The organism is Paenibacillus sp. FSL R10-2199 (assembly GCF_038000235.1).
GTDB classification, from domain to species: domain Bacteria; phylum Bacillota; class Bacilli; order Paenibacillales; family Paenibacillaceae; genus Paenibacillus_AQ; species Paenibacillus_AQ phytohabitans.
Map to the genome: position 1 here is coordinate 2,857,095 of NZ_JBBOBO010000001.1, position 22,790 is coordinate 2,879,884.

The 22,790-nt window shown below is 52.7% G+C and carries 19 protein-coding genes and 1 other RNA gene; 18 read left to right on the forward strand and 2 right to left on the reverse strand.

Annotated elements, in window-relative coordinates:
- Positions 1–8 precede the first annotated feature (8 nt).
- The 16 genes from NYE33_RS12385 to rnpB all read left to right on the forward strand — a co-directional run bounded on the left by NYE33_RS12385 (position 9) and on the right by rnpB (position 17,136).
- Positions 9–2,288, forward strand: coding sequence for an HD family phosphohydrolase (locus tag NYE33_RS12385; protein ID WP_076245016.1), 2,280 nt, complete (start codon positions 9–11; stop codon positions 2,286–2,288).
- The gene (gene ybeY, locus NYE33_RS12390) at positions 2,260–2,763 is read left to right on the forward strand and encodes an rRNA maturation RNase YbeY (RefSeq protein ID WP_336100677.1); all 504 of its coding nucleotides are present in this window, start codon (positions 2,260–2,262) and stop codon (positions 2,761–2,763) included. The genes NYE33_RS12385 and ybeY overlap by 29 nt, the downstream gene beginning before the upstream one ends.
- The gene (locus NYE33_RS12395) at positions 2,763–3,158 is read left to right on the forward strand and encodes a diacylglycerol kinase family protein (RefSeq protein ID WP_042139429.1); all 396 of its coding nucleotides are present in this window, start codon (positions 2,763–2,765) and stop codon (positions 3,156–3,158) included. The genes ybeY and NYE33_RS12395 overlap by 1 nt, the downstream gene beginning before the upstream one ends.
- Positions 3,159–3,424: 266 nt before the next feature.
- Positions 3,425–3,844 (forward strand): cytidine deaminase, encoded by a 420-nt coding sequence (locus tag NYE33_RS12400; protein WP_039304130.1) that lies wholly within the window; start codon positions 3,425–3,427, stop codon positions 3,842–3,844.
- Between the two features lie 895 nt (positions 3,845–4,739).
- A complete protein-coding gene (era, locus tag NYE33_RS12405) occupies positions 4,740–5,633 on the forward strand; it encodes a GTPase Era (protein ID WP_039304132.1) in 894 nt (297 codons plus the stop codon).
- Positions 5,634–5,740: 107 nt separating this feature from the next.
- Entirely contained in the window at positions 5,741–5,884 is a 144-nt protein-coding gene (locus NYE33_RS12410) for a YqzL family protein (protein WP_076244089.1), read from the forward strand.
- Between the two features lie 36 nt (positions 5,885–5,920).
- Positions 5,921–6,676, forward strand: coding sequence for a DNA repair protein RecO (gene recO, locus NYE33_RS12415; protein WP_341065953.1), 756 nt, complete (start codon positions 5,921–5,923; stop codon positions 6,674–6,676).
- Between the two features lie 461 nt (positions 6,677–7,137).
- Entirely contained in the window at positions 7,138–8,025 is an 888-nt protein-coding gene (gene glyQ / locus NYE33_RS12420) for a glycine--tRNA ligase subunit alpha (protein ID WP_039304138.1), read from the forward strand.
- Positions 8,018–10,099 carry a glycine--tRNA ligase subunit beta gene (gene glyS, locus NYE33_RS12425; RefSeq protein ID WP_336100669.1) on the forward strand — a complete coding sequence of 694 codons (2,082 nt, stop codon included), beginning with the start codon at positions 8,018–8,020 and terminating at the stop codon, positions 10,097–10,099. The genes glyQ and glyS overlap by 8 nt, the downstream gene beginning before the upstream one ends.
- A gap of 179 nt (positions 10,100–10,278) precedes the next feature.
- Positions 10,279–10,752 (forward strand): YaiI/YqxD family protein, encoded by a 474-nt coding sequence (locus NYE33_RS12430; protein ID WP_039304144.1) that lies wholly within the window; start codon positions 10,279–10,281, stop codon positions 10,750–10,752.
- Positions 10,753–10,776: 24 nt separating this feature from the next.
- Entirely contained in the window at positions 10,777–12,612 is a 1,836-nt protein-coding gene (dnaG, locus tag NYE33_RS12435; RefSeq protein WP_216626863.1) for a DNA primase, read from the forward strand.
- Positions 12,613–12,652: 40 nt separating this feature from the next.
- Positions 12,653–13,786 carry an RNA polymerase sigma factor RpoD gene (rpoD, locus tag NYE33_RS12440; protein ID WP_039304147.1) on the forward strand — a complete coding sequence of 378 codons (1,134 nt, stop codon included), beginning with the start codon at positions 12,653–12,655 and terminating at the stop codon, positions 13,784–13,786.
- Positions 13,787–13,946: 160 nt separating this feature from the next.
- Positions 13,947–14,771 (forward strand): hypothetical protein, encoded by an 825-nt coding sequence (locus tag NYE33_RS12445; RefSeq protein ID WP_076244084.1) that lies wholly within the window; start codon positions 13,947–13,949, stop codon positions 14,769–14,771.
- A complete protein-coding gene (locus tag NYE33_RS12450; protein WP_340943223.1) occupies positions 14,768–15,556 on the forward strand; it encodes a tRNA (adenine(22)-N(1))-methyltransferase in 789 nt (262 codons plus the stop codon). The genes NYE33_RS12445 and NYE33_RS12450 overlap by 4 nt, the downstream gene beginning before the upstream one ends.
- Positions 15,532–16,647, forward strand: a complete 1,116-nt coding sequence (locus NYE33_RS12455; protein WP_042139420.1) for a Nif3-like dinuclear metal center hexameric protein — start codon at positions 15,532–15,534, stop codon at positions 16,645–16,647. The genes NYE33_RS12450 and NYE33_RS12455 overlap by 25 nt, the downstream gene beginning before the upstream one ends.
- Positions 16,648–16,719: 72 nt before the next feature.
- An RNA gene (gene rnpB, locus NYE33_RS12460) (RNase P RNA component class A) lies at positions 16,720–17,136 on the forward strand.
- A gap of 114 nt (positions 17,137–17,250) precedes the next feature.
- On the opposite strand, the gene NYE33_RS12465 is transcribed toward rnpB, so the two are convergent.
- The gene (locus NYE33_RS12465; RefSeq protein ID WP_340943226.1) at positions 17,251–18,465 is read right to left on the reverse strand and encodes an aminotransferase-like domain-containing protein; all 1,215 of its coding nucleotides are present in this window, start codon (positions 18,463–18,465) and stop codon (positions 17,251–17,253) included.
- 95 nt (positions 18,466–18,560) lie between these two features.
- Here NYE33_RS12465 and pdxR point away from each other — a divergent pair, with 95 nt between their 5' ends.
- Positions 18,561–20,003: a MocR-like pyridoxine biosynthesis transcription factor PdxR gene (pdxR, locus tag NYE33_RS12470; protein WP_340943228.1), complete on the forward strand. Its 1,443-nt coding sequence runs from the start codon at positions 18,561–18,563 to the stop codon at positions 20,001–20,003.
- Between the two features lie 37 nt (positions 20,004–20,040).
- Here the strand turns inward: pdxR and NYE33_RS12475 are convergent, their stop codons facing one another.
- On the reverse strand, positions 20,041–21,918 hold the full coding sequence (locus NYE33_RS12475; RefSeq protein WP_341065956.1) for a S8 family peptidase: 1,878 nt from the start codon (positions 21,916–21,918) through the stop codon (positions 20,041–20,043).
- A 281-nt stretch (positions 21,919–22,199) separates the two neighbouring features.
- Here NYE33_RS12475 and NYE33_RS12480 point away from each other — a divergent pair, with 281 nt between their 5' ends.
- Complete coding sequence (locus NYE33_RS12480; RefSeq protein ID WP_042139416.1) at positions 22,200–22,697, forward strand: YpuI family protein; 498 nt, start codon at positions 22,200–22,202, stop codon at positions 22,695–22,697.
- The last annotated feature ends 93 nt before the right edge of the window (positions 22,698–22,790 follow it).

Here is a 22,790-nt window from a genome sequence, read left to right on the forward strand (position 1 = left end):
TTGTCTTCATGGCTTCAAAGCAACCATCGAAATTAAGCGGATTTGTATATAGCACTAACGGGTGGAAGTATAGCGCGGTCTCGCGCTATGCTCTTTTCCTGTTATTGGGGCTTGTTTTCTACTTCAGCCTGTCCTCTGATCTGCTGCCCAAAAAGTACGATATCAAAGAGGGTACACGCAGTGCCAAGGAAATCACGGCGCCCAAGCAAATTCCGGACACCAATGCCAAGCTGAAAGCCCAGGAAGAAGCGGCCGAGAATGTAACTAACCGGTATGCAATTATACCCATGCGGGCTGAGAATCTAGTAACCCTGCTGCTCGACCGGATTGACCGGCTGAATCAGGATGATACGATTTCACAAAGCGATAAGACGACGATCTACCGTGAGGAAATTCCGCGGCGGGCCAACGATTTTATTCTTAATTTTGTTGCTGCCAGCAGTAAAGCCGGAACGTATTCGGAGCATCTGCTCGCTGAAATGCAGTCGGTCATCAAGGACCAGGCCTATGTGATTCCTGAAGAAACGTATATTAAAATTCCGCGGCTAACCTCCCAGGATATCATTGAGATGAAGCCTGTTGCCCGGGATATTGTCACCAAACTGATGAATGACCAGATTACTGACGCCCAGACCGCGCGAGCTAAGGTGGCCGAGCAGGTCAGTGTCAGTTCGCTGAGCCAGCGGACCGCCCGTGAGGTTGTGCAGGAGCTGGTGCGGCTGGTCATTACAAGCAACAAGTTCTACGATGAGGATGCGACCAAGGAAGCGAAGGTGCAGGCCCGCCAGAATACACCTGATGTATTCATCGAGCAGGGGGATGTGCTGGTCGCCAAGAACCAGGAGATTACTCCGGAACTGTATGCCCTGCTGGACGAGAACGGCCTCTTGAGCAAAGAAGTTAATTATTGGCCGCAATTCGGACTGCTGCTGCTCTCCGTGCTGCTGTCTTTTGGCCTGATGACATTCATCCGTTATAACGGCGGGACCTCCGGTTTCAAGTATAATAACTCCCAGCTGCTCATGCTGGTGCTGGTGTTTATAATTACAATTATTATGATGAAGCTGGCGGCATTCCTGCAGACGGATGTCCGGACGTATATAGGCTTCCTGGCTCCTGTAGCGATAGGCGCGATGCTGATCTCCATGCTGCTGGATATGACCTTGGCCTATTTCTGTTCCATTCTGTTCAGCGTCCTTGCCAGTATTATTCTGAATGTGCAGCAGAACACCGTATTTGATTTCACTTTCGGCTTCTTTGCACTTATTGTGAGCTATGTGGCTATTTTCTCCACCCATCGGGCAGGACAGCGCTCTACACTCTTGAAGGGCGGAATCATGGTCTCCCTGTTCGGCTGCCTGACGGTAGCTATACTGACCATGCTGGGCGGTGGTGTGTGGAATGAGACGCAGACGCTGTATTCCATCGGGTTCGCGTTTGCCAGCGGCCTGCTGACTGCCGTGCTGGTAATCGGCCTGATGCCATTCTTCGAAGCCACGTTCGGCATCCTGTCGGCGCTGAAGCTCGTCGAATTGTCTAACCCGAATCATCCGCTGCTGCGCAAGCTGCTTACGGAGACACCGGGAACGTACCATCACAGTGTTATGGTCGGGAACTTATCCGAGGCCGCTGCTGAAGCGATCGGTGCAGACGGCCTGCTGTGCCGGGTGGGTTCGTATTATCATGACATCGGCAAGACGAAACGGCCGTTCTATTTCATTGAGAACCAGAACAATATGGAGAACCCGCATGATTCGATTGAGCCCAAGCTGAGCAAATCCATCATTGTGGCCCACGCCCGTGACGGGGTGGAGATGCAGAAGGAGTACAAGCTGCCGAAGCCGATCCGCGATATCGCGGAGCAGCATCACGGCACGACATTCCTGCATTATTTTTATCATAAAGCACTGAAGATTGCGGAGGAGAAGGGTGTGGAGCCCGACTTCACGGAGGAGGACTTCCGTTATCCGGGACCGAAGGCACAGTCGAAGGAATCTGCAGTGGTCGGTATCGCCGACAGTGTGGAGGCCGCGGTCCGCTCCCTCCGCAAGCCTACTGTCGTGCAGGTAGAAACGATGATCGAGAAGATTATCAAAAGCCGGCTGGATGACCATCAGTTTGATGAATGCGACCTGACCATCAAAGAGCTGGACATTATTGCACGGACACTTAAAGAGACTGTAATGGGCATTTTCCATTCCCGGATTGAGTACCCCGAGGATGTGCGCAAGCCCAAAAAAGAGGAAGGGGCCATCAAAAATGAGCCTGAGCGTCGTTTGGAGCAATGAACAGGAAGAGCATGAGATTAACGGCGAGCTGATCGCCCTGCTGGAGATCATTCTGCAGAAAGCGGGCAGCGCTGAAGGAATCGATGAGGGTGAAGTGGATCTTACCTTCGTCAATAACGAACGCATCCATGAGCTGAATCTGGAGTACCGGGGAATCGACCGTCCAACGGACGTGCTGTCCTTCGCGATGAATGAGACCGGAGAAGATGAGCCGGAAATTATATATGCTGTGCCCAATGGTGAGGGCGAGGTGCTGGAGGAAGTACCTAACGTGCTCGGAGATATCATTATCTCCGTAACGCGTGCGCAAGAGCAGGCGCTGGAATATGGACATTCGCTGGAGCGCGAGCTGGGCTTCCTGTTCGTCCACGGTTTCCTGCATTTGCTGGGATATGACCATCAGGATCCGGAATCTGAGGCCGAGATGATGTCTAAGCAGGAGAATGTTCTGGCTCAGGTCGGGTTGACACGCTAATGGTCAAGAACACGGCGGTCGGCCACAAAAAATTCTGGCATTCTTTTCGCTTTGCGGCTCATGGCATTGCTGCGGCTTTCCGGTCGGAGCTGAATATGAAGGTGCACAGCGGCCTCGCTGTTATTGTACTGGCTGCCGCCGCAGTATTCAGGCTCCCCCTGTCAAGCTGGATGCTGCTGCTTCTGGCGATTACGCTGGTGCTGACCGCCGAGCTGCTGAATACGGCGATTGAAGCGACGATTGACCTGGTGTCGCCGGAGATTCATCCCTTGGCCAAGAAGGCCAAAGATACCGCCGCAGGAGCTGTACTGCTTACGGCGGTGTTTGCTGTTATTACGGGAATCTATGTTTTTTATCATCCCGTGATGGACTGGATCACAAGTCTTATGTCATAATCAGTTTACAACTTCAGCTTAGGGAGAGGCGGATCCGCTTTGTGCGCTCCGTCATCTTTACTTAGAACCACAATACCAGGTCATGTTTAAGCGGCCGGTAGTGTACGAAGAATAATGGATGCGGTGTATGCTTATAAAGCGGGTTTTAGACGAAGAATAACCGAAGCGGTGTATGCTCACAAAACTAAGGTTATTCTTACGAAGTGAGTTTTGTAAGAAGACTAATCAGAGAAGTATATGCTCACAAAACTTTTAGGAGGACAACTATGGATTCTGCTCTACTTCTTCAGGAAGCGATCAAGGCAAGAGCCAATGCATATATACCTTATTCCCGTTTCGGAGTCGGTGCTGCGCTGCTAGATCAGGACGGGAATGTTCACCACGGCTGTAATATTGAGAATGCTGCCTACGGACCGACCAACTGCGGGGAACGGACCGCTATGTTCCGCGCGATTGCGGACGGGCATAAGCCGGGGACCTTCCGGGCTATCGCTGTAGTTGCGGATACGGACGGCCCCGTATCGCCTTGCGGCGTCTGCCGCCAGGTAATGGTTGAGCTGTGCGGCCCTGATATGCCGGTCATTCTCGGCAACCTGAAGGGCGACATCGTGGAGACTACAGTGCGCGACCTGCTGCCCGGCGCGTTCGGTCCTGCGGACCTGGAGCAGGGTCAGGCTCCGGAGTAGCAGCAAGACAGGTGAAGTATTTAGTTGGGTTTAATTATGCCTGTGATCATAGTTTAATTGTATTTTGTACAATTAAAATCCCGCTAAATCCGCTAAACTTCGATATAACTGCAAAAAGTACAACTATATTTGCTAGTTTGTCCAATAACAGCCTCTCAGTGAGGAAATAGTTGTACGAAATACATTTAAACCTGTAGAGTCTCTGATTCTAAACAGAATAAGTGTACAAAATACAACTAAGTTTGTTTTAGAGGGTTCAAGTATGGTTTAGGTGTTCAAGTAACCAGTCTTTTCCGCGCCGCAGTATAGCGTGTCAGTCACTTATTGCGCCGCAGTAAAGCGTGTTCCCGCAGGGAACGCAAGCGCTCCTGCTCCACCCCCGCTTTCCCCGTGCCGGAAGCTGTGACCACGCCAATACCGGGTGTCCAGAGGGCCGGGGCCCTTGGGGTCCCCCTTGGCTAAGGGGGACTTAGGGGGATCGAAAAGATTTGGAAGTATTGTTTTTGACCAAGCTTTGGGTTGTTCAAGTAACCAGTCTTTTCCGCGCCGCAGTATAGCGTGTCAGTCACTTATTGCGCCGCAGTAAAGCGTGTTCCCGCAGGGAACGTAAGCGCTCATGCTCCAACCCCGCTTTCCCCGTGCCGGATGCTGAGTCCACGCCATTTCCGGGTGTCCAGAGGGCCGGGGCCCTTGGGGTCCCCCTTGGCGAAGGGGGACTTAGGGGGATCGAAAGGTTTTGAAACGTTTTTGATCGAAAGGTTTTGAAACGTTTTTGATCGAAGGGTTTTGAAACGTTTTTGATCGAAACGCTTTTGACCTAGTATCAAGGTTTCCAGATTGATCTAAAATGTTATGAACGTTTTTGACCAAGTTGTAAGATAAATAGGAGGATTATATGAAATTCAAATCAGGGTTTGTCGCCATTATCGGCAGACCGAACGTAGGCAAATCGACACTTATGAACCAGGTGATTGGCCAGAAGATCGCCATTATGTCGGACAAGCCGCAGACCACCAGAAACAAAATTCACGGGGTATATACAGCCAATAATTCGCAGATCGTATTCCTGGACACACCGGGTATCCATAAAAGACAGTCGAAGCTGGGCGATTACATGAACCAGACAGCGATGAGCACCCTGCATGAAGTGGAGGCTGTGTTGTTCCTGGTGGATGCTTCTGAGGGCATGGGCGGCGGTGACCGTTATATTGCGGAACAGCTGAACTCCATCAAGACGCCGGTCATTCTCGTGATGAACAAGATTGACAAAATCGAGCCCGAAGCGCTGCTTCCGATGATTACCGAATACAACAAGCTGCATGAGTTCGCCGAGATCGTGCCGATTTCTGCCAAAATGGGCAGCAATGTCAATACGCTGCTGGAGCAGGTGCAGAAGTATCTGCCGGAAGGCCCGCAGTATTATCCGGACGACCAGATTACCGATCACCCGGAGCAATTCGTCTGTGCGGAGCTGATCCGCGAGAAGATTCTGCATCTGACCCGCGAAGAGGTGCCGCATTCCATTGCGGTGGCGATTGAGGACATGAGCGTTGAACCGAATGGCGTAGTGCATATTTCAGCGGTTATTTTTGTGGAGCGCGATTCCCAGAAGGGGATCATTATCGGCAAGCAGGGTGCCCTGCTGAAGGAAGTCGGACGGCGTGCGCGGACGGATATTGAGAACCTGCTGGGTTCGAAGATTTTCCTGGAACTATGGGTAAAAGTGAAAAAAGACTGGCGCAATCAGGACCGCGTACTGCGGGATTTGGGCTTCCATAAAGACCAATAAACCTTCCCTCCGCTTCTACTTGGCAGGAATTGCAAGGATAGATCCCTGAGCTTCGTACATCCTACTTCTGAAGAGACATCGTGTTTCCGAAGAAAGGATGAATACGAATGCGGAACTTTTCGTGGAAGTATTTTGCAATGACTGGAGATGTCGATGCTTATTTGCTGTACAGAGAAGCTGGGGATTCGCCGGAGAGCAGCGGACCGCTGCCGGCGGAGGAAGAGATGGTCACTGATGAAGAAGCACAATAAGGACTGGTTGCTTGCCGAGTGGTTGGGAGAAGAGGCATGCTATACAGGGTGGAAGGGATCGTCATCCGCAGCATGGACTACGGCGAAGGGAACGCAATTATTACGCTTTGCACCGAGAACGCCGGTAAAGTAGGTGTTCTGGTACGGGGCGCCAAGAAGGTGAAAAGCCGCCATGCTGCCCTGATCCAGTTGTTCACAACAGGAGAATTTGTATTTTTCCGTAACAATGGAGGACTCGGAACACTGAATGCCGGGGAGATCACGAAGTCCCATCATCCGCTGCGTGAGGATCTTGTCAAAGCGGCGTATGCATCCTATGCCTGCGAGCTGCTTGACCGGGTACTGCATGATGAAGAGACGGGAAGCTTTTGGTTCCGTCAATTAAGCGCCTGCCTGAATGCACTTGAAGAAGACAAAGAGCCCGGCATCATCATAAATGTTTTTGAAATGAAAGTGCTGCAGGCGGCAGGCTATGGCCCGCAGCTTGATACCTGTGTAGTCTGCGATATGGACAAGCCGGATGAGGAGCTTAGAATCAGTCCGCGTCTTGGCGGTGTAATCTGCCGCAGCTGCCGGCATAATGATCCTCCCGTGATGGAGATTTCTCCGCGTGCACTGAAGCTGCTTCGTCTATTCGCGCTACTTGATCTGACCAGACTTGGCAATGTGGATGTGAAGCCAGAGACACGCGCAGAGCTCAAGGCCATTATGCGGGCATTTATGGATATGCAGCTGGGGCTCCGGCTGAAATCGCAGAGTTTCCTCGATCAGCTTGATAAATACAATATTTGACGAAATGCGAATTATCCGTTACTATAAGTTCAGTTTCTTTTTACAGCAATTTATAGGAATGCCGTGATTGCTCCAGACATGGAGAGAGTGCAGCGATCGGGAAAGTAATGAATCGATTTGTCGCTTCAGCGAGCCGGGGATAGTGGAAGCCTGGCAGGACAACGTTCATGAACATGGCGCCCGGGAGTACGGAAGCGGCAGAATGAAAAGTGGATTTCGCGTAGCGTAATCAAGTAGGGTGGAACCGCGGGAGAAGAATTCAGGCTCTCGTCCCTATGTCTGTTAATCAGGCATGGGGGCGGGAGCTTTTTTGCCTTGTGGCGGACTTATGAAGGATATACTCTCCATAACCTGCCGCAGGGATACAGAAAGAAGCCGGTGACCGCCTCCATCGCGCAGCAGCAAGAGCCAGTCATAAGTAAAGAGGCAGTACACACTTGTAAAGCGAAGGAGTCGGTAGTATGAACTTTCAGCAGATGATTCTGACACTGCAGCAGTTCTGGGCAGCCCAGAACTGTATTCTCGTCCAGCCGTATGATACGGAAAAAGGGGCGGGCACGATGAATCCCATGACCTTTTTGCGGTCACTCGGTCCGGAGCCCTGGAAGGTCGCTTATGTCGAGCCTTCACGCCGTCCGTCAGACGGCCGTTACGGGGAGAACCCGAACCGCCTGTACCAGCATCACCAGTTCCAGGTCATCATCAAGCCGTCCCCGGACAATATTCAGGAGCTGTATCTGGATAGCTTGAAGGCACTGGGCGTAGATCCCCTGCTGCATGACGTGCGGTTTGTCGAAGACAACTGGGAGAATCCGTCACTGGGCTGTGCAGGCCTCGGCTGGGAAGTGTGGCTGGACGGAATGGAAATCACGCAATTTACCTACTTCCAGCAGGTAGGGGGAATTGAAGCCAGCCCGGTAGCGGTGGAGATTACTTACGGTATGGAGCGTCTTGCCTCCTACATTCAGGATAAGGAAAATGTATTCGACCTGGAATGGGTAGACGGAATGACTTACGGTGATGTGTTCCATCAGCCGGAGGTGGAGCATTCCACGTATACTTTTGAAGTTTCCGATGTCAAAATGCTGTTCACCCTGTTCAACACCTACGAAGAGGAAGCGCGCAGAGCGATGGAGAACCATTTGGTTTTCCCCGCCTATGACTATGTGCTGAAATGCTCGCATACCTTCAACCTTCTGGATGCGCGCGGAGCGATCAGTGTAACCGAACGTACGGGATTCATCACAAGAGTGCGTAATCTTGCCCGCACCGTAGCGGCAACATATCTGGAGGAACGCGAGAAGCTCGGCTTCCCGCTGCTGAAGAAAGAAGGTGCTGACCTTGTCTAAAGACATTTTGTTCGAGATCGGTCTCGAGGAAATTCCGGCCCGCTTCATCCGCGCCGCCATGGAACAGTTGAAGGATAGAACAGCCAAATGGCTCGAAGCCTCGCGGATCAGCCACAATGGCGTTACCGCATTTGCAACACCGCGCCGTCTTGCTGTACTGGTGAAGGATGCTGCTGAGCGGCAGGAAGATGTGAGTGAAGAAGTCAAAGGCCCGTCCCGCAAAATCGCACTGGACGCAAGCGGCGAGTGGAGCAAGGCGGCACTTGGATTTGCCCGCAGCCAGGGCGTTGCGCCGGAGCAGTTTACCTTCAAGGAACTGGCGGGCGTAGAATACATCTATGCCACCAAGAGCAGCACCGGGATTGAGACAGCTTCCCTGCTCTCTGAAGGTCTTACAGGTATTGTCAATGCCATGACTTTCCCGAAAAATATGCGCTGGGGCGCTTATGATTTCAAATTTGTCCGGCCAATCCGCTGGATGGTCGCGCTCTTCGGTCAGGAGATTATTGACCTTACGATTACCGGAGTCAAAGCCGGCAATGTGAGCCGCGGCCACCGTTTCCTCGGAGAAGAAGCAGTTATCGCTGAACCTGCCCTGTATGCCGAAGCTCTGCGCAGCCAGCATGTGCTCGTAGATGTGAAGGAACGCGAAGAGCTGATCCTTAGCGGAATCAACAAGCTCGCCGAAGAGAAGAGCTGGAAGATTGCGATTAAGGAAGATCTGCTCGAAGAAGTGCTGTTCCTGGTAGAAACACCGACCGTCTTGTTCGGTACATTCGACCCTGCTTTCCTGAACATTCCGCAGGATGTGCTGATTACTTCTATGCGCGAGCATCAGCGTTACTTCCCGGTGTTCGGCGAAGACGGCAAGCTTCTTCCGTTCTTCGTAACTGTCCGTAACGGGAATGCCGTATCGCTGGACGTAATTGCCAAGGGTAACGAGAAGGTGCTGCGCGCCCGGCTGCAGGATGCCAAGTTCTTTTATGAAGAGGACCAGAAGCTGCAGATTAACGATGCGCTGGCCAAGCTGGAGAATATCGTCTATCACGAAGAGCTGGGCAGTGTAGGGGATAAAGTGCGCCGCATCCGTGCCATCGCTGACCGTCTGGCTGTGAAGCTTGCGCTGCCGGCAAGTGCCGCAGCTGAAGTCAGCCGGACTGCGGATATCTGCAAATTCGACCTGGTTACGCAAATGGTGGGCGAGTTCCCTGAGCTGCAGGGTACAATGGGTGAGGATTATGCCCGTAAGGCCGGTGAAGCTGACAATGTATCCAAAGCGATCTTCGAGCACTATCAGCCGCGTTTCGCAGGGGATGCCGTTCCTTCAACGGAGGCAGGTCTGGTAGTCAGCCTTGCCGATAAAATCGATACGATTGTAGGCTGTTTCTCGATCGGAATCATCCCGACCGGTTCCCAGGACCCTTATGCGCTACGCCGTCAGGCGGCAGGAATTGTGCAAATTGTGCTGGAGCATCAGCTTAGTATCAGTTTGCAGGAAATTTTCGCTGCAGCGCTGGAAGTTCATGAAAGTTTACGTTCAGAGAAACATTTCACCCCTGAGCTGCGTATAAACCTTTACGAGTTCTTTGGTCTGCGCGTCAAACGCCTATTATCCGACAACAATGTCCGCTATGATGTTGTGGATGCAGCTATTGCTGCCGGTTTCGATGATATCGTTGACGTAGTAGGCAGAAGTCTTGCGCTTATGAATGCAGTATCAGACGTAGCTGATTTCAAAATCACTGTGGATTCCCTGACCCGCGTCAGCAATCTGGCGGCCAAAGCAGCCGAAGGAACGGTAATCGACCCTTCTCTGCTCAAAGAAGAAGCCGAACAGAAGCTGTATCAGACTTGGCAGAGTATTCATGCTCCTTACCGCGAAGCTCTGGCTGCCTTGCATGCCGCAGAAGCACTGCAGATTCTGTCGGGGCTGAAGGATGCCGTTACCGGATTCTTCGATTCCGTTATGGTCATGGCTGAAGACGAGGCGGTTCGCGCTAACCGTCTGGCACTCTTGTCCGGCATTAACGCGGATTCCAGATTGTTTGCCGATTTCGGCAAGCTGGTGTGGTAATCAAGGATTGAAAATTCAGCTAATGTTTATGACTTATGGTATAGATTGAGGGTTTAGGGTATAAATATACGGAACGGTGCCAATGCGTAAGTTGACATTCGTTCCGTATTTATGCTTTACAAAGAAGGATTTCTGCCAAGCGGAGCGTATATATATTACACGGGAATTTGGTGAGAATCATGGTAAGGTCCCAGGAAAGAAAGATCGTCGTTGATGGGGATGCTTGTCCGGTCAAACAGGAGATTAATACCGTGGCCCGCAGCTTTGGCATACCGGTACTGATGGTTTCTTCTTACGATCATGTGCTCAAAGCTGAGGAAGGTGTCACGGTTGTCCAGGTGGACCGGGGAGCTGACAGTGCCGATTTGTATATCGCCAATCATATTTCTGCGGGAGATGTCGTAATTACGCAGGATTATGGACTTGCGGCGCTGGCGCTGGGCAAACGCTGCAGGGTGCTCTCGAACCGGGGGCAGGAGTATGAGGATTCCAAAATGGATTTTATGCTGGAGGGCAGGCATGCCCGGGCGGTAGAACGCAGGCGAGGCCACTATTCCAAGGGTCCAAAAGCGATTACCGCAGAGGAAAAAATTTATTTTCAACATAAACTGACAAAACTTTTAACTTTTTTGCAGGAGAATGTACAGCTGTAGCGAATTATATTTATTTGTTAAGAGATGAAGGTGGCTAATGTGGCTAGCGGACACGGTAATATTCCGGAAGAGGTTATCGAAAGCGTGCTGGCGCGGCATGATATTGTCGATACAGTCGGTAAGGTTGTCCATTTGTCCAAGCAGGGGAAATATTTATGGGGCCTCTGCCCGTTCCATTCGGAGAAATCCCCTTCCTTCACCGTCACCCCTGACCGGGGAGTTTTTCATTGCTTTGGCTGCGGTATGGGCGGAAATGCCATCAAGTTCAGGATGGAGATCGAAGGATTATCCTTTCCCGAAGCAGTCAGAATAATGGCGGAAGAAAGTGATATACCCGTGCCCGAGGGCAGAGGGGGAGCGCTCGCTCCACCCGATCCAGAGCGGGACCGGCTGATTCAGGCGTATGATTTATCGGCGAAGTATTATCATTATCTGCTGAAGAACACGGAATACGGCACAGCCGCCATGGATTATTTAAGAACCCGGGGTTTCAGCGATAGAATGATTGACCAGTTTCAAATTGGCTATGCGCCGGACCGTTGGGATACACTGCTGCAGTTTCTGGAGAAACGGAGCTTTGATCTCGCCGAGATGGAGAAGGGCGGACTGCTGTCTGCCCGGGGGGAAGGCAAGGGTTATCTGGACCGTTTCCGCGGCCGGGTCATTTTTCCGATTGCTAACCGCATGGGCAAGACCATCGCCTTTGCCGGAAGAATATTCGGTGAGGGGCAGCCGAAATACCTGAATTCCCCGGAGAGCCGGTTATTCAACAAAAGCCGGATCCTGTACAATTTGCACCAGGCCAAAGCATCCATCCGCAAAACGCGGCAAATCGTCCTGTTCGAGGGATACGGTGATGTCATTTCGGCTTGGGATGCAGGTGTGCATAACGGGGTGGCGACCATGGGTACATCGCTCACCGAGGGCCATGTGGCGCTGATGAAAAGCCTGGGGGATGAGATTGTTCTCTCCTATGACGGAGATAAGGCGGGACAAGCTGCCGCACTTAAGGCCATTCCGCTGCTCGAAGAAAGCGGGCTGAGAGTTAAGGTTGCGCTGCTCCCGAGCGGCCTGGACCCCGATGAATTCATCAACCGGCATGGCGGGGACAGATTCAGGGAACAGGTGATTGACTCCGCCGTATCATCCATAAAATTTAAGCTTATATATCTGAAAAAAAACCATATACTCCTAGAGGAAGACGGCAAAATTGCCTATGTCAAGGAGGCTCTGGAGATTATTGCCGGACTCCATTCTTCGACGGAGCGTGAGGTATATCTGAGGGAAATCGCCTCCGAGCTGGAGCTGTCCTATGACAGCTTGAAGCAGGATTGCAATTTACTTCGGGCGTCCATGCAAAAAAACATTCCCGAAGGGGATAATAACGACAAAAGGTGGAATAATGGTAGGCATAAAAAAGGGCAAGTGCAGACACCTACACTGCTGCCTGCTTACCATGTTGCGGAACGGCGCCTTTTATCACTGATGATTCAAGATCCGGAAGCGGCGGCCTATGTGGGCGAACGCCTTGGGGAAGAGTTCAATATTGATGATCATGCGGCAATTGCCGCTTATCTATATGCCTATTATGCGCAAGGCAAACCACCCGGCATCAGCCGGTTTCTATCATCGCTTCAGGATGACCGTCTGGAGAAGACTGCTACGGCGATCTCCATGATGGATACCCCTCCGGACTGGAATACCCAGGTTCTGGACGATTGTATTCGTGAAGTGCAGAAGTATCCTCTGCAGCGCAAAATAGAACCCAAGCGTGAAGAGATGATTCAGGCGGAAAAATCCGGTGACTTTTTGCGTGCAGCACAAATAGCAAGTGAAATTTTAGCCCTAGAGAGACAATGAGACATTGACAGGATGTACCTAGGGAGGAGGGAGTCGAATTATGGCGAACGATCAGCATACTGAACTGGAAGCGGAATTTACTCTGGATCAGGTTAAGGACCAGCTTATTGATCATGGTAAGAAAAGATCATCATTGAACTACAAAGATATTATGGAGAAATTATCGCCGTTTGATCAAGACCCCGAGCAGATGGAGGAATTCTACGAGCAGCTGAGCGATCTGGGGATCGAAGTTGTGAATGAGAATGATGAAGAGGTCAACAGCCTCCGGCCAAGTGAGGATAATGAGGACAAAGACAGCGATGATTTCAGCTTCGACGATGATCTGTCGCTGCCTCCGGGCATCAAGATCAACGACCCCGTCCGGATGTATCTGAAGGAAATCGGGCGTGTTCCGCTGTTATCGGCTGACGATGAAGTGGAACTGGCAATGAGAATCAAGAATGGTGACGAGGAAGCGAAGCGGAGACTTGCTGAAGCGAACCTGCGGCTCGTAGTCAGTATCGCCAAACGTTATGTCGGACGCGGCATGCTGTTCCTGGACTTGATTCAGGAAGGCAACATGGGTCTGATCAAGGCCGTTGAGAAATTTGACCACAATAAAGGCTTCAAATTCAGTACCTATGCTACCTGGTGGATTCGTCAGGCGATTACCCGCGCGATTGCCGACCAGGCACGTACGATCCGTATTCCTGTGCACATGGTGGAAACCATCAACAAATTGATCCGGGTCTCCCGCCAATTGCTGCAGGAGCTGGGACGTGAGCCTTCGCCGGAAGAGATAGCGGCTGAGATGGAACTGACCGTTGAGAAGGTTCGGGAAATCATGAAGATTGCCCAAGAGCCGGTATCACTGGAAACACCAATCGGTGAGGAAGATGATTCGCATCTGGGAGATTTCATTGAGGATCAGGAGGCGCTTGCGCCTGCGGATGCAGCGGCTTATGAGCTGCTGAAGGAACAGCTGGAGGATGTGCTGGACACGCTCACCGAGCGTGAAGAGAACGTGCTTCGCCTGCGCTTCGGACTGGATGACGGACGGACGAGAACCCTCGAAGAAGTGGGTAAGGTGTTCGGTGTTACCCGCGAGCGTATCCGCCAGATTGAAGCCAAAGCACTGCGCAAGCTGCGTCACCCGAGCCGCAGTAAGCGGTTGAAGGATTTCCTCGAATAGACGTATAAGGCCGGACCTTCTGCTGCACGGTGGCAGGAGGTCCTTTGTGTATATTCTGGGGGTCCCCGCAAAGTACCTGAGTCATCATCGAAGCTAAAGCCCCACTGTGTGGGGGTTATGTAACAGGTCAGAGGCAGGATCTGGAAAGAGGGATGAGCCGTTGAATTTGGAGAAACGTGACACTATTTTAAGAGAAATTCAGTACTGGAGAAGAAGCAAGCTGCTGCCGGAGCAATATTGTGACTTCCTGACCAACCTGTATGATGATCAAGCAGAAATTAAGGATAGCAATCCGGTGTCGCTGCGGAATCTCCAACAGGGAAGCATCAAAATATGGCTGTTTGGTTTTGGAATAATTTCCTTGATTTTCTTGATTAGTCTTTATTTTAGCGTTTTTCCCTGGCCTTTGCAACTTGCCACGGCGCTCTGTGTATTAATTGTATGTTATGGCTATTCTGCTATTTATCAGGACCGCAACAAGATGATCAGTCTGGTGCTGGCAGGAATCGGCAGCGTGTTAACCCTTGGGTTCGGGCTATGGTTAATTGCTCTGCATGATCTGGATCCGGACTTTTGGAGACCTTTGCTGATTGCAGCCTGCGGTCTTCTATGGTGTGTACTTGGCTTCTTTTTGCGTATCGGACTCCTTCATTTTTGCGGTTTTGCCTTTTGGGCCCTGCTGTACGCGGGATTCTTCGGCCAGGCGAGGCCGGATGCTTCCATTCTCATGCTGGAACTGCTCTGGCTTCCGCTCTGTGTGCTGATGATCTGGCTCAGCTGGCTTTTGTATCACCGGGTTAGCGGGGTCTCGGGTGTGTACCTGGGCGTCGGCGTTTCACTCTGGCTGATGCCGGAAATCGATGCGCTGTGGCTCAGATCGGGATTCCCGGAATGGACTTCGCTTGTATTAATACTGAAGATCGCTGTTGGCTTAGCGCTGCTGTTCATCTTCAGAAAAAAATGGATAACGTGGGTGGCCTCATGAATAACGTAAACAACGTAAAATTATCAGACCGGCTTCAGCGATTGCTGGAGCAGGTGCCGGAAGGAAGCAGGCTTGCTGATATTGGTTCAGATCACGCCTTGCTGCCTGTTGCTGCAGTGATGAGCGGGCGTGTGCCGTCGGCAATTGCCGGGGAAGTGAACCTGGGACCGTATGAAGCAGCAGGCAGAGGTGTAGCCGAAGCAGGCCTCAGCAAGCAGATTGCTGTACGGCGTGGAGACGGACTGGAAGTGCTGGAGCCGGGGGAAGCAGACTGCATCACAATTGCCGGCATGGGCGGATCGCTAATCGCTGCTATTCTTGAACGCGGCCGGCAACTGGGGAAGCTGGCAGGGGTGAAGACACTTGCGCTGCAGCCCAATGTGGGCGAGGATATTCTGCGCCGCTGGCTGCTTGGTAACGGCTGGGTGCTGATCTCGGAGCATATTTTGGAGGAAGACGGCAAAACTTATGAGATCCTGACAGCGGTCCCTGAAGGCACTGAAGCTGGCCGGACGAATGAACAGCTGTACCGGGAACAAACGCTCGCCGGCGGCAAGGTGGCCCTTGATCAGGGTCTGCTGCTGCAGATGGGCCCTTGGCTGCTGCAAGCGCCGAATGAAGTGTTCATGGCGAAGTGGCAGGGGGAAATCTCTAAGCTGGAAGGTATCCTGACCTCATTATCGCGTTCGGAGCTGGAGGCGGCAGAAGAGAAGCGCAGTAAGATCAGCGCACAGATCAAGCAGATAGCGGAGGTGCTGGAATGTTTGCCAAAGGACAGACTGTAATAGGATATATGGAGCAGCTTGCACCGAAGCATCTGGCGGAGGAATGGGATAATGTCGGGCTTCAACTGGGCAGTCTGCAGAAAGAGATCACAGGCGTGCTGGTCGCGCTGGATGTTAACGACAGTGTCGTGGACGAAGCGATTGCCCAGGGCTGCAATCTGATCATCGCACATCACGCGATTATTTTCCGGCCGGTCAAAGGCATTCTTACAGATACTCCCATGGGCCGGCTGTATGAGAAGCTGATCAAAAACGACATTGCCGTCTATATCAGCCATACCAATCTGGATGTGGCGGAAGGCGGAATGAACGACTGGATGGCGGAAGCGCTGGGGATTGAGAACGGTGCACCGATCAAGGATATTCATACGGAGCAATTGTCCAAGCTCGTTGTATTTGTGCCGAAGGATCACCATCAGAAGGTGCTGGATGCGATTCTGAATGCCGGTGCGGGCTGGATCGGCAATTACAGCCATTGCAGCTTCAACATTGAAGGCTATGGCACCTTCATTCCGCAGGAAGGGACAGACCCTTATATCGGCAAGCAAGGCAAGCTGGAGCGGGCTGAAGAGATCCGCATTGAGACCATTGTGCCGCATCCGATCCGGAACAAAGTTGTGCAGGCGATGCTGAAGGCTCATCCGTATGAAGAGGTGGCTTATGATCTCTATTCCATGGACCTCAAGGGCCGCAGCCTCGGCCTCGGAAGAGTGGGTAAGCTTAAGGAGCCGACCACGCTGGGAGAGTTCGTGGAGACCGTTAAGAGCGGTCTGGATGTCGGCCATGTGCGGGTTGTCGGCGATCTGAACCGTCCTATCCGCAAGGCAGCTGTGATGGGCGGGTCCGGTGCCAAGTATTACAGCAGTGCCATCTTCAAAGGAGCGGATGTGCTGGTGACCGGTGATATCGATTACCATACGGCTCAGGATGCACACCTGGCAGGCATTGCACTGATCGATCCCGGGCATAACGCGGAGAAGATCATGAAGGAGAAAGTAGCGGAATTTCTTGCCGGTAAGCTGACGGAGCATAAGTGCAGTACTGTGGTGCATGCCTCCAAGCTGAACACCGAGCCTTTTAATTTCCTCTAAGCTTGCTGGGCTGCAATTATTTACACTTGTGTCCGCTGGTCCAAGTCTGTATAATATACAATGTTGTTCCGGAAAGTTTGACAGACAATCGCCGGTGTGCGTGAGAACGCCGCGGGAGGAAAGTCCGGGCTCCATAAGGCAGGATGCTGGATAACGTCCAGTCGGCGCGAGCCGAAGGATAGTGCCACAGAAATGGACCGCCGATGGCTGCTTTCGGGCAGCACAGGCAAGGATGGAACCGAGGTGTAAGAGACCCCGAGGAACGCTGGTGACTTCGTTCCTGGTAAACCCCATCTGGAGCAAGACCTAATGAGACGCAGCGTCTTCCCTAACCGGAAGAAGCAGCCTTCGCCTGAGGCGTGTCTAGGTTGGTCGCTGGAGCTGTGCAGTAATGTATGGCCTAGATAGATGATTGTCGCTTATGGTGGGAGGGTAGTTCCCGTTTGAACCACAACGAGCACAGAACCCGGCTTACGGCAAACTTTCCTAACTGACAACGAATAAGCACTGTGCGGTAACTCAATACACATACAGACATTAAGACGGCGGCCTCCTCAGGGGGCCGCCTTTTGTATACAGTTACAGGTAACATCCGGGGGAAGGCTACATAGGAAGCAAACGCTCCTCATACCGGGACATGGCTGTCTCCAGCCGCTGCACCGCAAGCGGCAACAGCTCCGGCCGCGTATGGGTGAAGTTGAGGCGCATCGCATTCTTCAGCGGCCGGGCGGAGTAGAATACCTCGCCGGGAACGAAGGCGACGCCTTGCTCTACGGCGAGCGGGAGCAGCTCAGCGGTATGGATGCGGCCGGGCAGGGTCAGCCACAGGAACATGCCGCCGCGCGGCTCAAGGAAGCTGGCCCCCTCCCAGTTCCGCGAGGAGAGCTCAGCCGAGAGCAGCTTCATCCGTGACTGATATTCACGGGAGATCACTCGGATATGGCCCTCAAGGTCAAAACTCTGTAGAAGCTCATGCAGAGCGCGCTGATCAATGGCGCTGGAATGCAGATCGGCAGCCTGCTTGGCTTTGGCAACGACACGAATCAGTTCCAGGGGCCCGGTGATCCAGCCGGTGCGCAGTCCGGGTGCAACGATTTTGGAGAACGTACCAGTGTAGACCACACAGGAATCCCCGTCCATACTTCTGTCAATGGCGGCGAGCGCAGGCGGATATGCTCCCGGTGTCTCGTCGAAGGCAATCTCGCCGTACGGATTGTCCTCCAATATCAGCACACCGTATTTCCTGCATAGCCCTACAACTTGTTCACGGCGTTCTTTGCTCCAGGTCGCACCTGAGGGATTGTTGAACGTAGGGACGGCATACAGGAGCTTAGGCCGGTGCGTACGGAGCTGTTCTTCGAGATGCTCAGGCAGCATGCCATGTTCATCGCTGTCCACTACGCGGATGTCTGCGCGGTACGAGCCCAGCACCTGCAGGGCAGCCAGGTAAGTCGGGGCTTCCACCAGTACGGCATCACCCGGATCAATAAGTATTCTGCAGAGCAAATCTATAGCCTGCTGGGAACCGGTGGTGAGGAGCATTTCCTGTGCGGACACCTGAATGCCCTGCTGTCCCAATCTTGCAGCGACCGCTTCACGCAACGGAAGGTATCCCTCGGTTAAGCCGTATTGCAGCGCTGAAACATCGCTGGAGAGTACGCGGCTATAGGCATCGCGGACAGCCTCTACAGGGAACAGCTCCTCAGCAGGCAGGCCGCCCGCCAGCGAGATAATATCTTTGCCCTGCGTAATTTTGAGAATGTCACGAACAGCTGAGGACCCCAGGTGGTTCGTCATCTCAGCATAATTGATCTTCATGGTTCATGCTCCCCGCTAATCTGAATTTTGTTGTATCATAACGGTATAGCAGTATAACAGTAAAGCGTTAAATATAACAGTGAGGGGGAAACGGGATGCGTATTGATTTACTCCGAAGCGGCACTAAATCTCTGCCGCAGCAGATCAGTGAGACAATCGCCCAGCGGATCACTTCCGGACTTCTCCAGCCGGGGAGTAAGCTGCCTTCCGTAAGAGGTCTGGCCTCCTCCTTGAAGGTAAGCCAGGTAACCGTCAGCAAGGCTTATGCTGATCTGGAAACCCGCGGCCATATTGTCTGCAGCCAGGGCAAAGGCTGTTATGTAGCGGAGCGGCAGCGGAATTTGCCCGATACTTCAGCCGGATGGCAGGACAGTTATGACGACTACCTGCCGCGGGCACAGCTGTGGCGCAACTTCAATTATTCGGAAGTGAAGTATCCCTTCCATCTGGCAGCAATACACAGCAGCCTCCTTCCGCTTGAACCGATTGGCGCCACTATGGCGGCTCTGGTACAAGAAGAGCCGGAGCTGATGGCCTCCTACGGGAATTTCCAGGGGGATCAGGAGCTGCGGGAGGTGATGCGCAGGCATCTGCAGAGCCGGGGCATAGCGATTGGGTCCAATGACTTAATGATTACCAGCGGTTCGCAGCAGGGAATCGATCTGGTGGCCCGGACCTTTGTCGGTCCCGGGGACACCGTCTATCTGGAGGCACCCAGCTATACGGGGGCCATTGATGTTTTTGCCGGACGGGGGGCAGAGATGATCTTCGTTCCGATGGATGAGCAAGGGATGCGGGTGGACCGGCTTACTGCAATGTGTGACCGCAGACCGCCGAAGCTCATCTATACGAACCCTACCTTTCAGAATCCCAGCGGCGCTACGATGAGCATAACAAGAAGACAGCGGCTGCTGGAGCTTGCCCGCAGTTACCGCTGTCTCATTGTGGAGGATGATCCGTTCAGTGATTTGTATTTCCATCAGCCGCCCCCGCCGTCGATCAAATCGATGGATGGCGCCGGGCATGTAGTCTATATGAAGAGCTTCAGCAAAGTGCTCGCGCCCGGATGCCGGATCGCCTGCGTTGCCGCTGAAGGCAATATCCTGTCCAGGCTGATTGCCGCCAAGTCGTCGAGTGACCTGGGCAGTCCGCTGCTGACCCAGCGCGCGGTATTGCCGTTCATCGACCGTAGGTATGAGGCTTACGCGGCGAAGCTGCGGACCGCCCTGCGCCTTCGCAAGGAAGCGGCGGCGATGCTTCTGAAGCAGTATGCCCCGGCCGGAGTCAGCTGGACGCTGCCTGAGGGCGGCCTGAACCTATGGCTGCAGCTGCCCGAATCCCCCGGGATTGACAAGCTGCACGCGCTGGCTGATCAGGAAGGGATATCCTTCCTACCCGGAGATGTCTGCTATGCCGGAGATACGCCTTCCCGCCATATCCGGCTCTGTTATTCGCAGCTTACGCAAGAAGACATGGAGCGCGGGCTCAGACAGTTCCTGCACCTGCTGGACCGGCATCTGCATTCAATCCGCCAATAAGCCTTCCCGCGTCAGGCCAGGCGGACAAGCGCCTAACTCATTGCATGGATTTAAGCTGTTTACCGACATGCTGGGGGAATAACTGCAGGGGAACCTGACCTCCGCCGGCAGCCTGCAGTGTCTTGTAGATATCTACCTGACCCCAGCCATAGTATTTATCATGTCCGGCATCACCCAGATCCACCGCATTTGAGGTCAGCAGCTCGGTTACTTCCTTATTGGTCAGCTCGGGGTTCAGCGAGCGTACCAGCCCGGCGAGCGCTGCCACATGAGGGCTGGCCATCGAGGTGCCGGATAATGCCGCATACTGATTATCAGGATAGGTGCTGGCGATACTCTCCCCGGGTGCAGCCACATCGATATAATCCCCGTAATTGGAGAAAGACGCTCTTCCTCCGGTGGAATTGGTTGCGGCCACGGCAATTACCTCCTCATAGGCGGCAGGGTAGCCCGGCCGTTCGGTATTGTCATTGCCGGAAGCGGAGACAATGACAACGTCGCGGTCATAGGCATATTTGATGGCATCATGCAGGAACTGGGAGTCGGCATAATTGCCCAGGCTGAGATTAATCACTTTGGCGCCATGGTCGGCAGCCCAGATAATGCCTTCGGCAACGGAATAAGTGGTGCCAGCCCCGGAGTTGTCGAGCGCTTTTACCGGAAGGATCTTGTTATACCAGCTGATGCCGGCCACACCTTCCTCATTATTGGTCAATGCTCCGATAATGCCTGAGACATGCGTGCCATGCCCGACATCATCATCCGGCGCTCCACCGTTAGTTATCGCATTATATCCGGCCAGCAGCTGGCCCTGCAGATCGGGATGGTCCGCCTGAACTCCGGTATCTACCACGGCTACAACGACTTCCTTGCTGCCTTTGGACAGATTCCAGCCCAGCTCTGTTTCAATGGCCGGCAGATTCCACTGATAGGTGGAGAAGAGCAGATCATTAGGCGTTATAACATTGGCTCCTGTATTTTCGCTCACAGTATCATTGGTTAAATACATATAGTGAGGCTCGGAATATTGCGGGTGCCATTTATAAGCGAAGTAGGTTTTGAGCTGGGAATAGTTCATCTTCTCTGAGCGGAAAATATAGGCATACCCCAGCTTACGCGGCTCCTTGCACTGAATATCTGCGGCAATGGTCTGGAGCTGGCCTGCTGTAGGATGCCCGCTCCGGAACCGGACGACGATCTCGTTCTCGTAGTAGTGGCTGGCATTCTCGTTGTCATGGCCTGTCTTGACAGTGAGGTCCTTCAGCGTATCGGCATGAACGGATTCTACGCGGTACTTGCCTTCCTTAGGATAAGGGATCAGACGGAGATTCTTTAGCTGGTGCTGGGCTACCCGGTCAAGGATCTTCTGATTGATCAGGGCAATGACACCGAGCTGGCCCTCCTGGTCACGCTGTGCCACGAAATAATATTTCTTGCTGCCGATTACAAAAGACGGGGACTCATAGGCTTGATGCCCCTTGATGGCCGACTTGGCTGTGTTCAGGTATTTGAGCAGCTGCTTGTTCTCCTGGTCCGTTCCTTCCGGAAGAGAGGATTTATAGGTAGTTGTCTTCTGCGTGCGGAAATCAATCAGCATCAGCATGGTGATATGACCGTGTCCCTGCTGTAAGTTCCTGGCATATGCTGAGATATCCTCAGGCGAAGCGCCGTGGGTATCCGAGAGCATAGTTCTAAGATGTTTGCTTACATCCACGCGGTTCAGGCGGTCAGTAGCACTCACATCCTGTACCAGGGCTGTTTTCTTGATGGTTTTCTCCTGAGAGGGATTCGGCACAGAGGCTTGTCTGAGGGTACCGTTTATGGCGCTGTCTTCCGGCCGCAGGGCAAAAGTAAGCAGCACCACCGTCAGCGCAGCAGTGACCAGACCGGCGACGGTTAAATTTTTTCGTGACATGGTTTCCGCTCCTTCCTGGCATTGTAATACCTGTTAGGTTTAGAAGAGAGGGCCGGTTTTATGCATCGGAGAAAAGGATACCGCCGTACAGGGTTTTATGTTAATATCAGAAAATAAGCGCTTTCCGGGGCTTGTATCCGGTCTGCCGGACCGGGATGACTCTCCTCACCTGCGGTGGGTGGAGACCGGTGAAGTTTTGTGATACTATCAAGATAGAACTACTCGAAATGATTATGTCGTAACGACTACAAAGCAAGGACTAATAAGGGGGAGCAATCGCCATGTCAGCAGCTAATGTGCAGAAATTGTGTGAATCGACGAGAGAAAAACTTAAATCCGTAATCGGAAAAATGGAACTGTTCCTGAACGAGCATGCGCTTCCGCAACTGGTTGCCGAAGAGGATGAAGAAACACTGCATTTCTATCAAGGGTTCTTGTCCGATCTCCGCCATCTGCTGGTGTTCTCGGAGATGTCTTATGAGAAGCTTGGGGTTGCTCTGCGCCGCGCCACTTTTGATGAAGCCTTCGCGCAAAAAGCGCTATATAATGTATATCATTTTGGAGTGAACAACTTCTTCTATCCTAAGAACGAAAGCTACTCCGAAGATGGACGCTATGCCTACACAGGTCAGGATGCGATCCGTTTCCGCAAGAAGCCGGTCCGTCCGGCACGCGATATTATTATGGAGATTACCAAGGTCTATGAAGAGCTGCGTGATGATCTGGCTTATTATGAGAACGATTATTTAACGGAGAAACGGATGCAGAATCAGGTGTAATACCGGAGCTGCCGGTTTCAGGTAAAGGACCGGGTTTGTCATGAGCAACATGACAGCCCGGTCTTTTTTGCGTGCACAATTGGATGTACATAT

What these genes read in the sequence shown, in the direction of transcription:
- NYE33_RS12480 (WP_042139416.1), top strand. Translation starts at nt 22,200, where the DNA reads ATGTCAGCAGCTAATGTGCAGAAATTGTGTGAATCGACGAGAGAAAAA.
- NYE33_RS12455 (WP_042139420.1), top strand. Translation starts at nt 15,532, where the DNA reads ATGTTTGCCAAAGGACAGACTGTAATAGGATATATGGAGCAGCTTGCA.
- NYE33_RS12450 (WP_340943223.1), top strand. Translation starts at nt 14,768, where the DNA reads ATGAATAACGTAAACAACGTAAAATTATCAGACCGGCTTCAGCGATTG.
- glyQ (WP_039304138.1), top strand. Translation starts at nt 7,138, where the DNA reads ATGAACTTTCAGCAGATGATTCTGACACTGCAGCAGTTCTGGGCAGCC.
- ybeY (WP_336100677.1), top strand. Translation starts at nt 2,260, where the DNA reads ATGAGCCTGAGCGTCGTTTGGAGCAATGAACAGGAAGAGCATGAGATT.
- NYE33_RS12465 (WP_340943226.1), bottom strand. Translation starts at nt 18,465, where the DNA reads ATGAAGATCAATTATGCTGAGATGACGAACCACCTGGGGTCCTCAGCT.
- era (WP_039304132.1), top strand. Translation starts at nt 4,740, where the DNA reads ATGAAATTCAAATCAGGGTTTGTCGCCATTATCGGCAGACCGAACGTA.
- NYE33_RS12400 (WP_039304130.1), top strand. Translation starts at nt 3,425, where the DNA reads ATGGATTCTGCTCTACTTCTTCAGGAAGCGATCAAGGCAAGAGCCAAT.
- dnaG (WP_216626863.1), top strand. Translation starts at nt 10,777, where the DNA reads ATGAAGGTGGCTAATGTGGCTAGCGGACACGGTAATATTCCGGAAGAG.
- rpoD (WP_039304147.1), top strand. Translation starts at nt 12,653, where the DNA reads ATGGCGAACGATCAGCATACTGAACTGGAAGCGGAATTTACTCTGGAT.
- NYE33_RS12395 (WP_042139429.1), top strand. Translation starts at nt 2,763, where the DNA reads ATGGTCAAGAACACGGCGGTCGGCCACAAAAAATTCTGGCATTCTTTT.
- pdxR (WP_340943228.1), top strand. Translation starts at nt 18,561, where the DNA reads ATGCGTATTGATTTACTCCGAAGCGGCACTAAATCTCTGCCGCAGCAG.
- NYE33_RS12385 (WP_076245016.1), top strand. Translation starts at nt 9, where the DNA reads ATGGCTTCAAAGCAACCATCGAAATTAAGCGGATTTGTATATAGCACT.
- NYE33_RS12475 (WP_341065956.1), bottom strand. Translation starts at nt 21,918, where the DNA reads ATGTCACGAAAAAATTTAACCGTCGCCGGTCTGGTCACTGCTGCGCTG.
- NYE33_RS12410 (WP_076244089.1), top strand. Translation starts at nt 5,741, where the DNA reads ATGCGGAACTTTTCGTGGAAGTATTTTGCAATGACTGGAGATGTCGAT.
- recO (WP_341065953.1), top strand. Translation starts at nt 5,921, where the DNA reads ATGCTATACAGGGTGGAAGGGATCGTCATCCGCAGCATGGACTACGGC.
- NYE33_RS12430 (WP_039304144.1), top strand. Translation starts at nt 10,279, where the DNA reads ATGGTAAGGTCCCAGGAAAGAAAGATCGTCGTTGATGGGGATGCTTGT.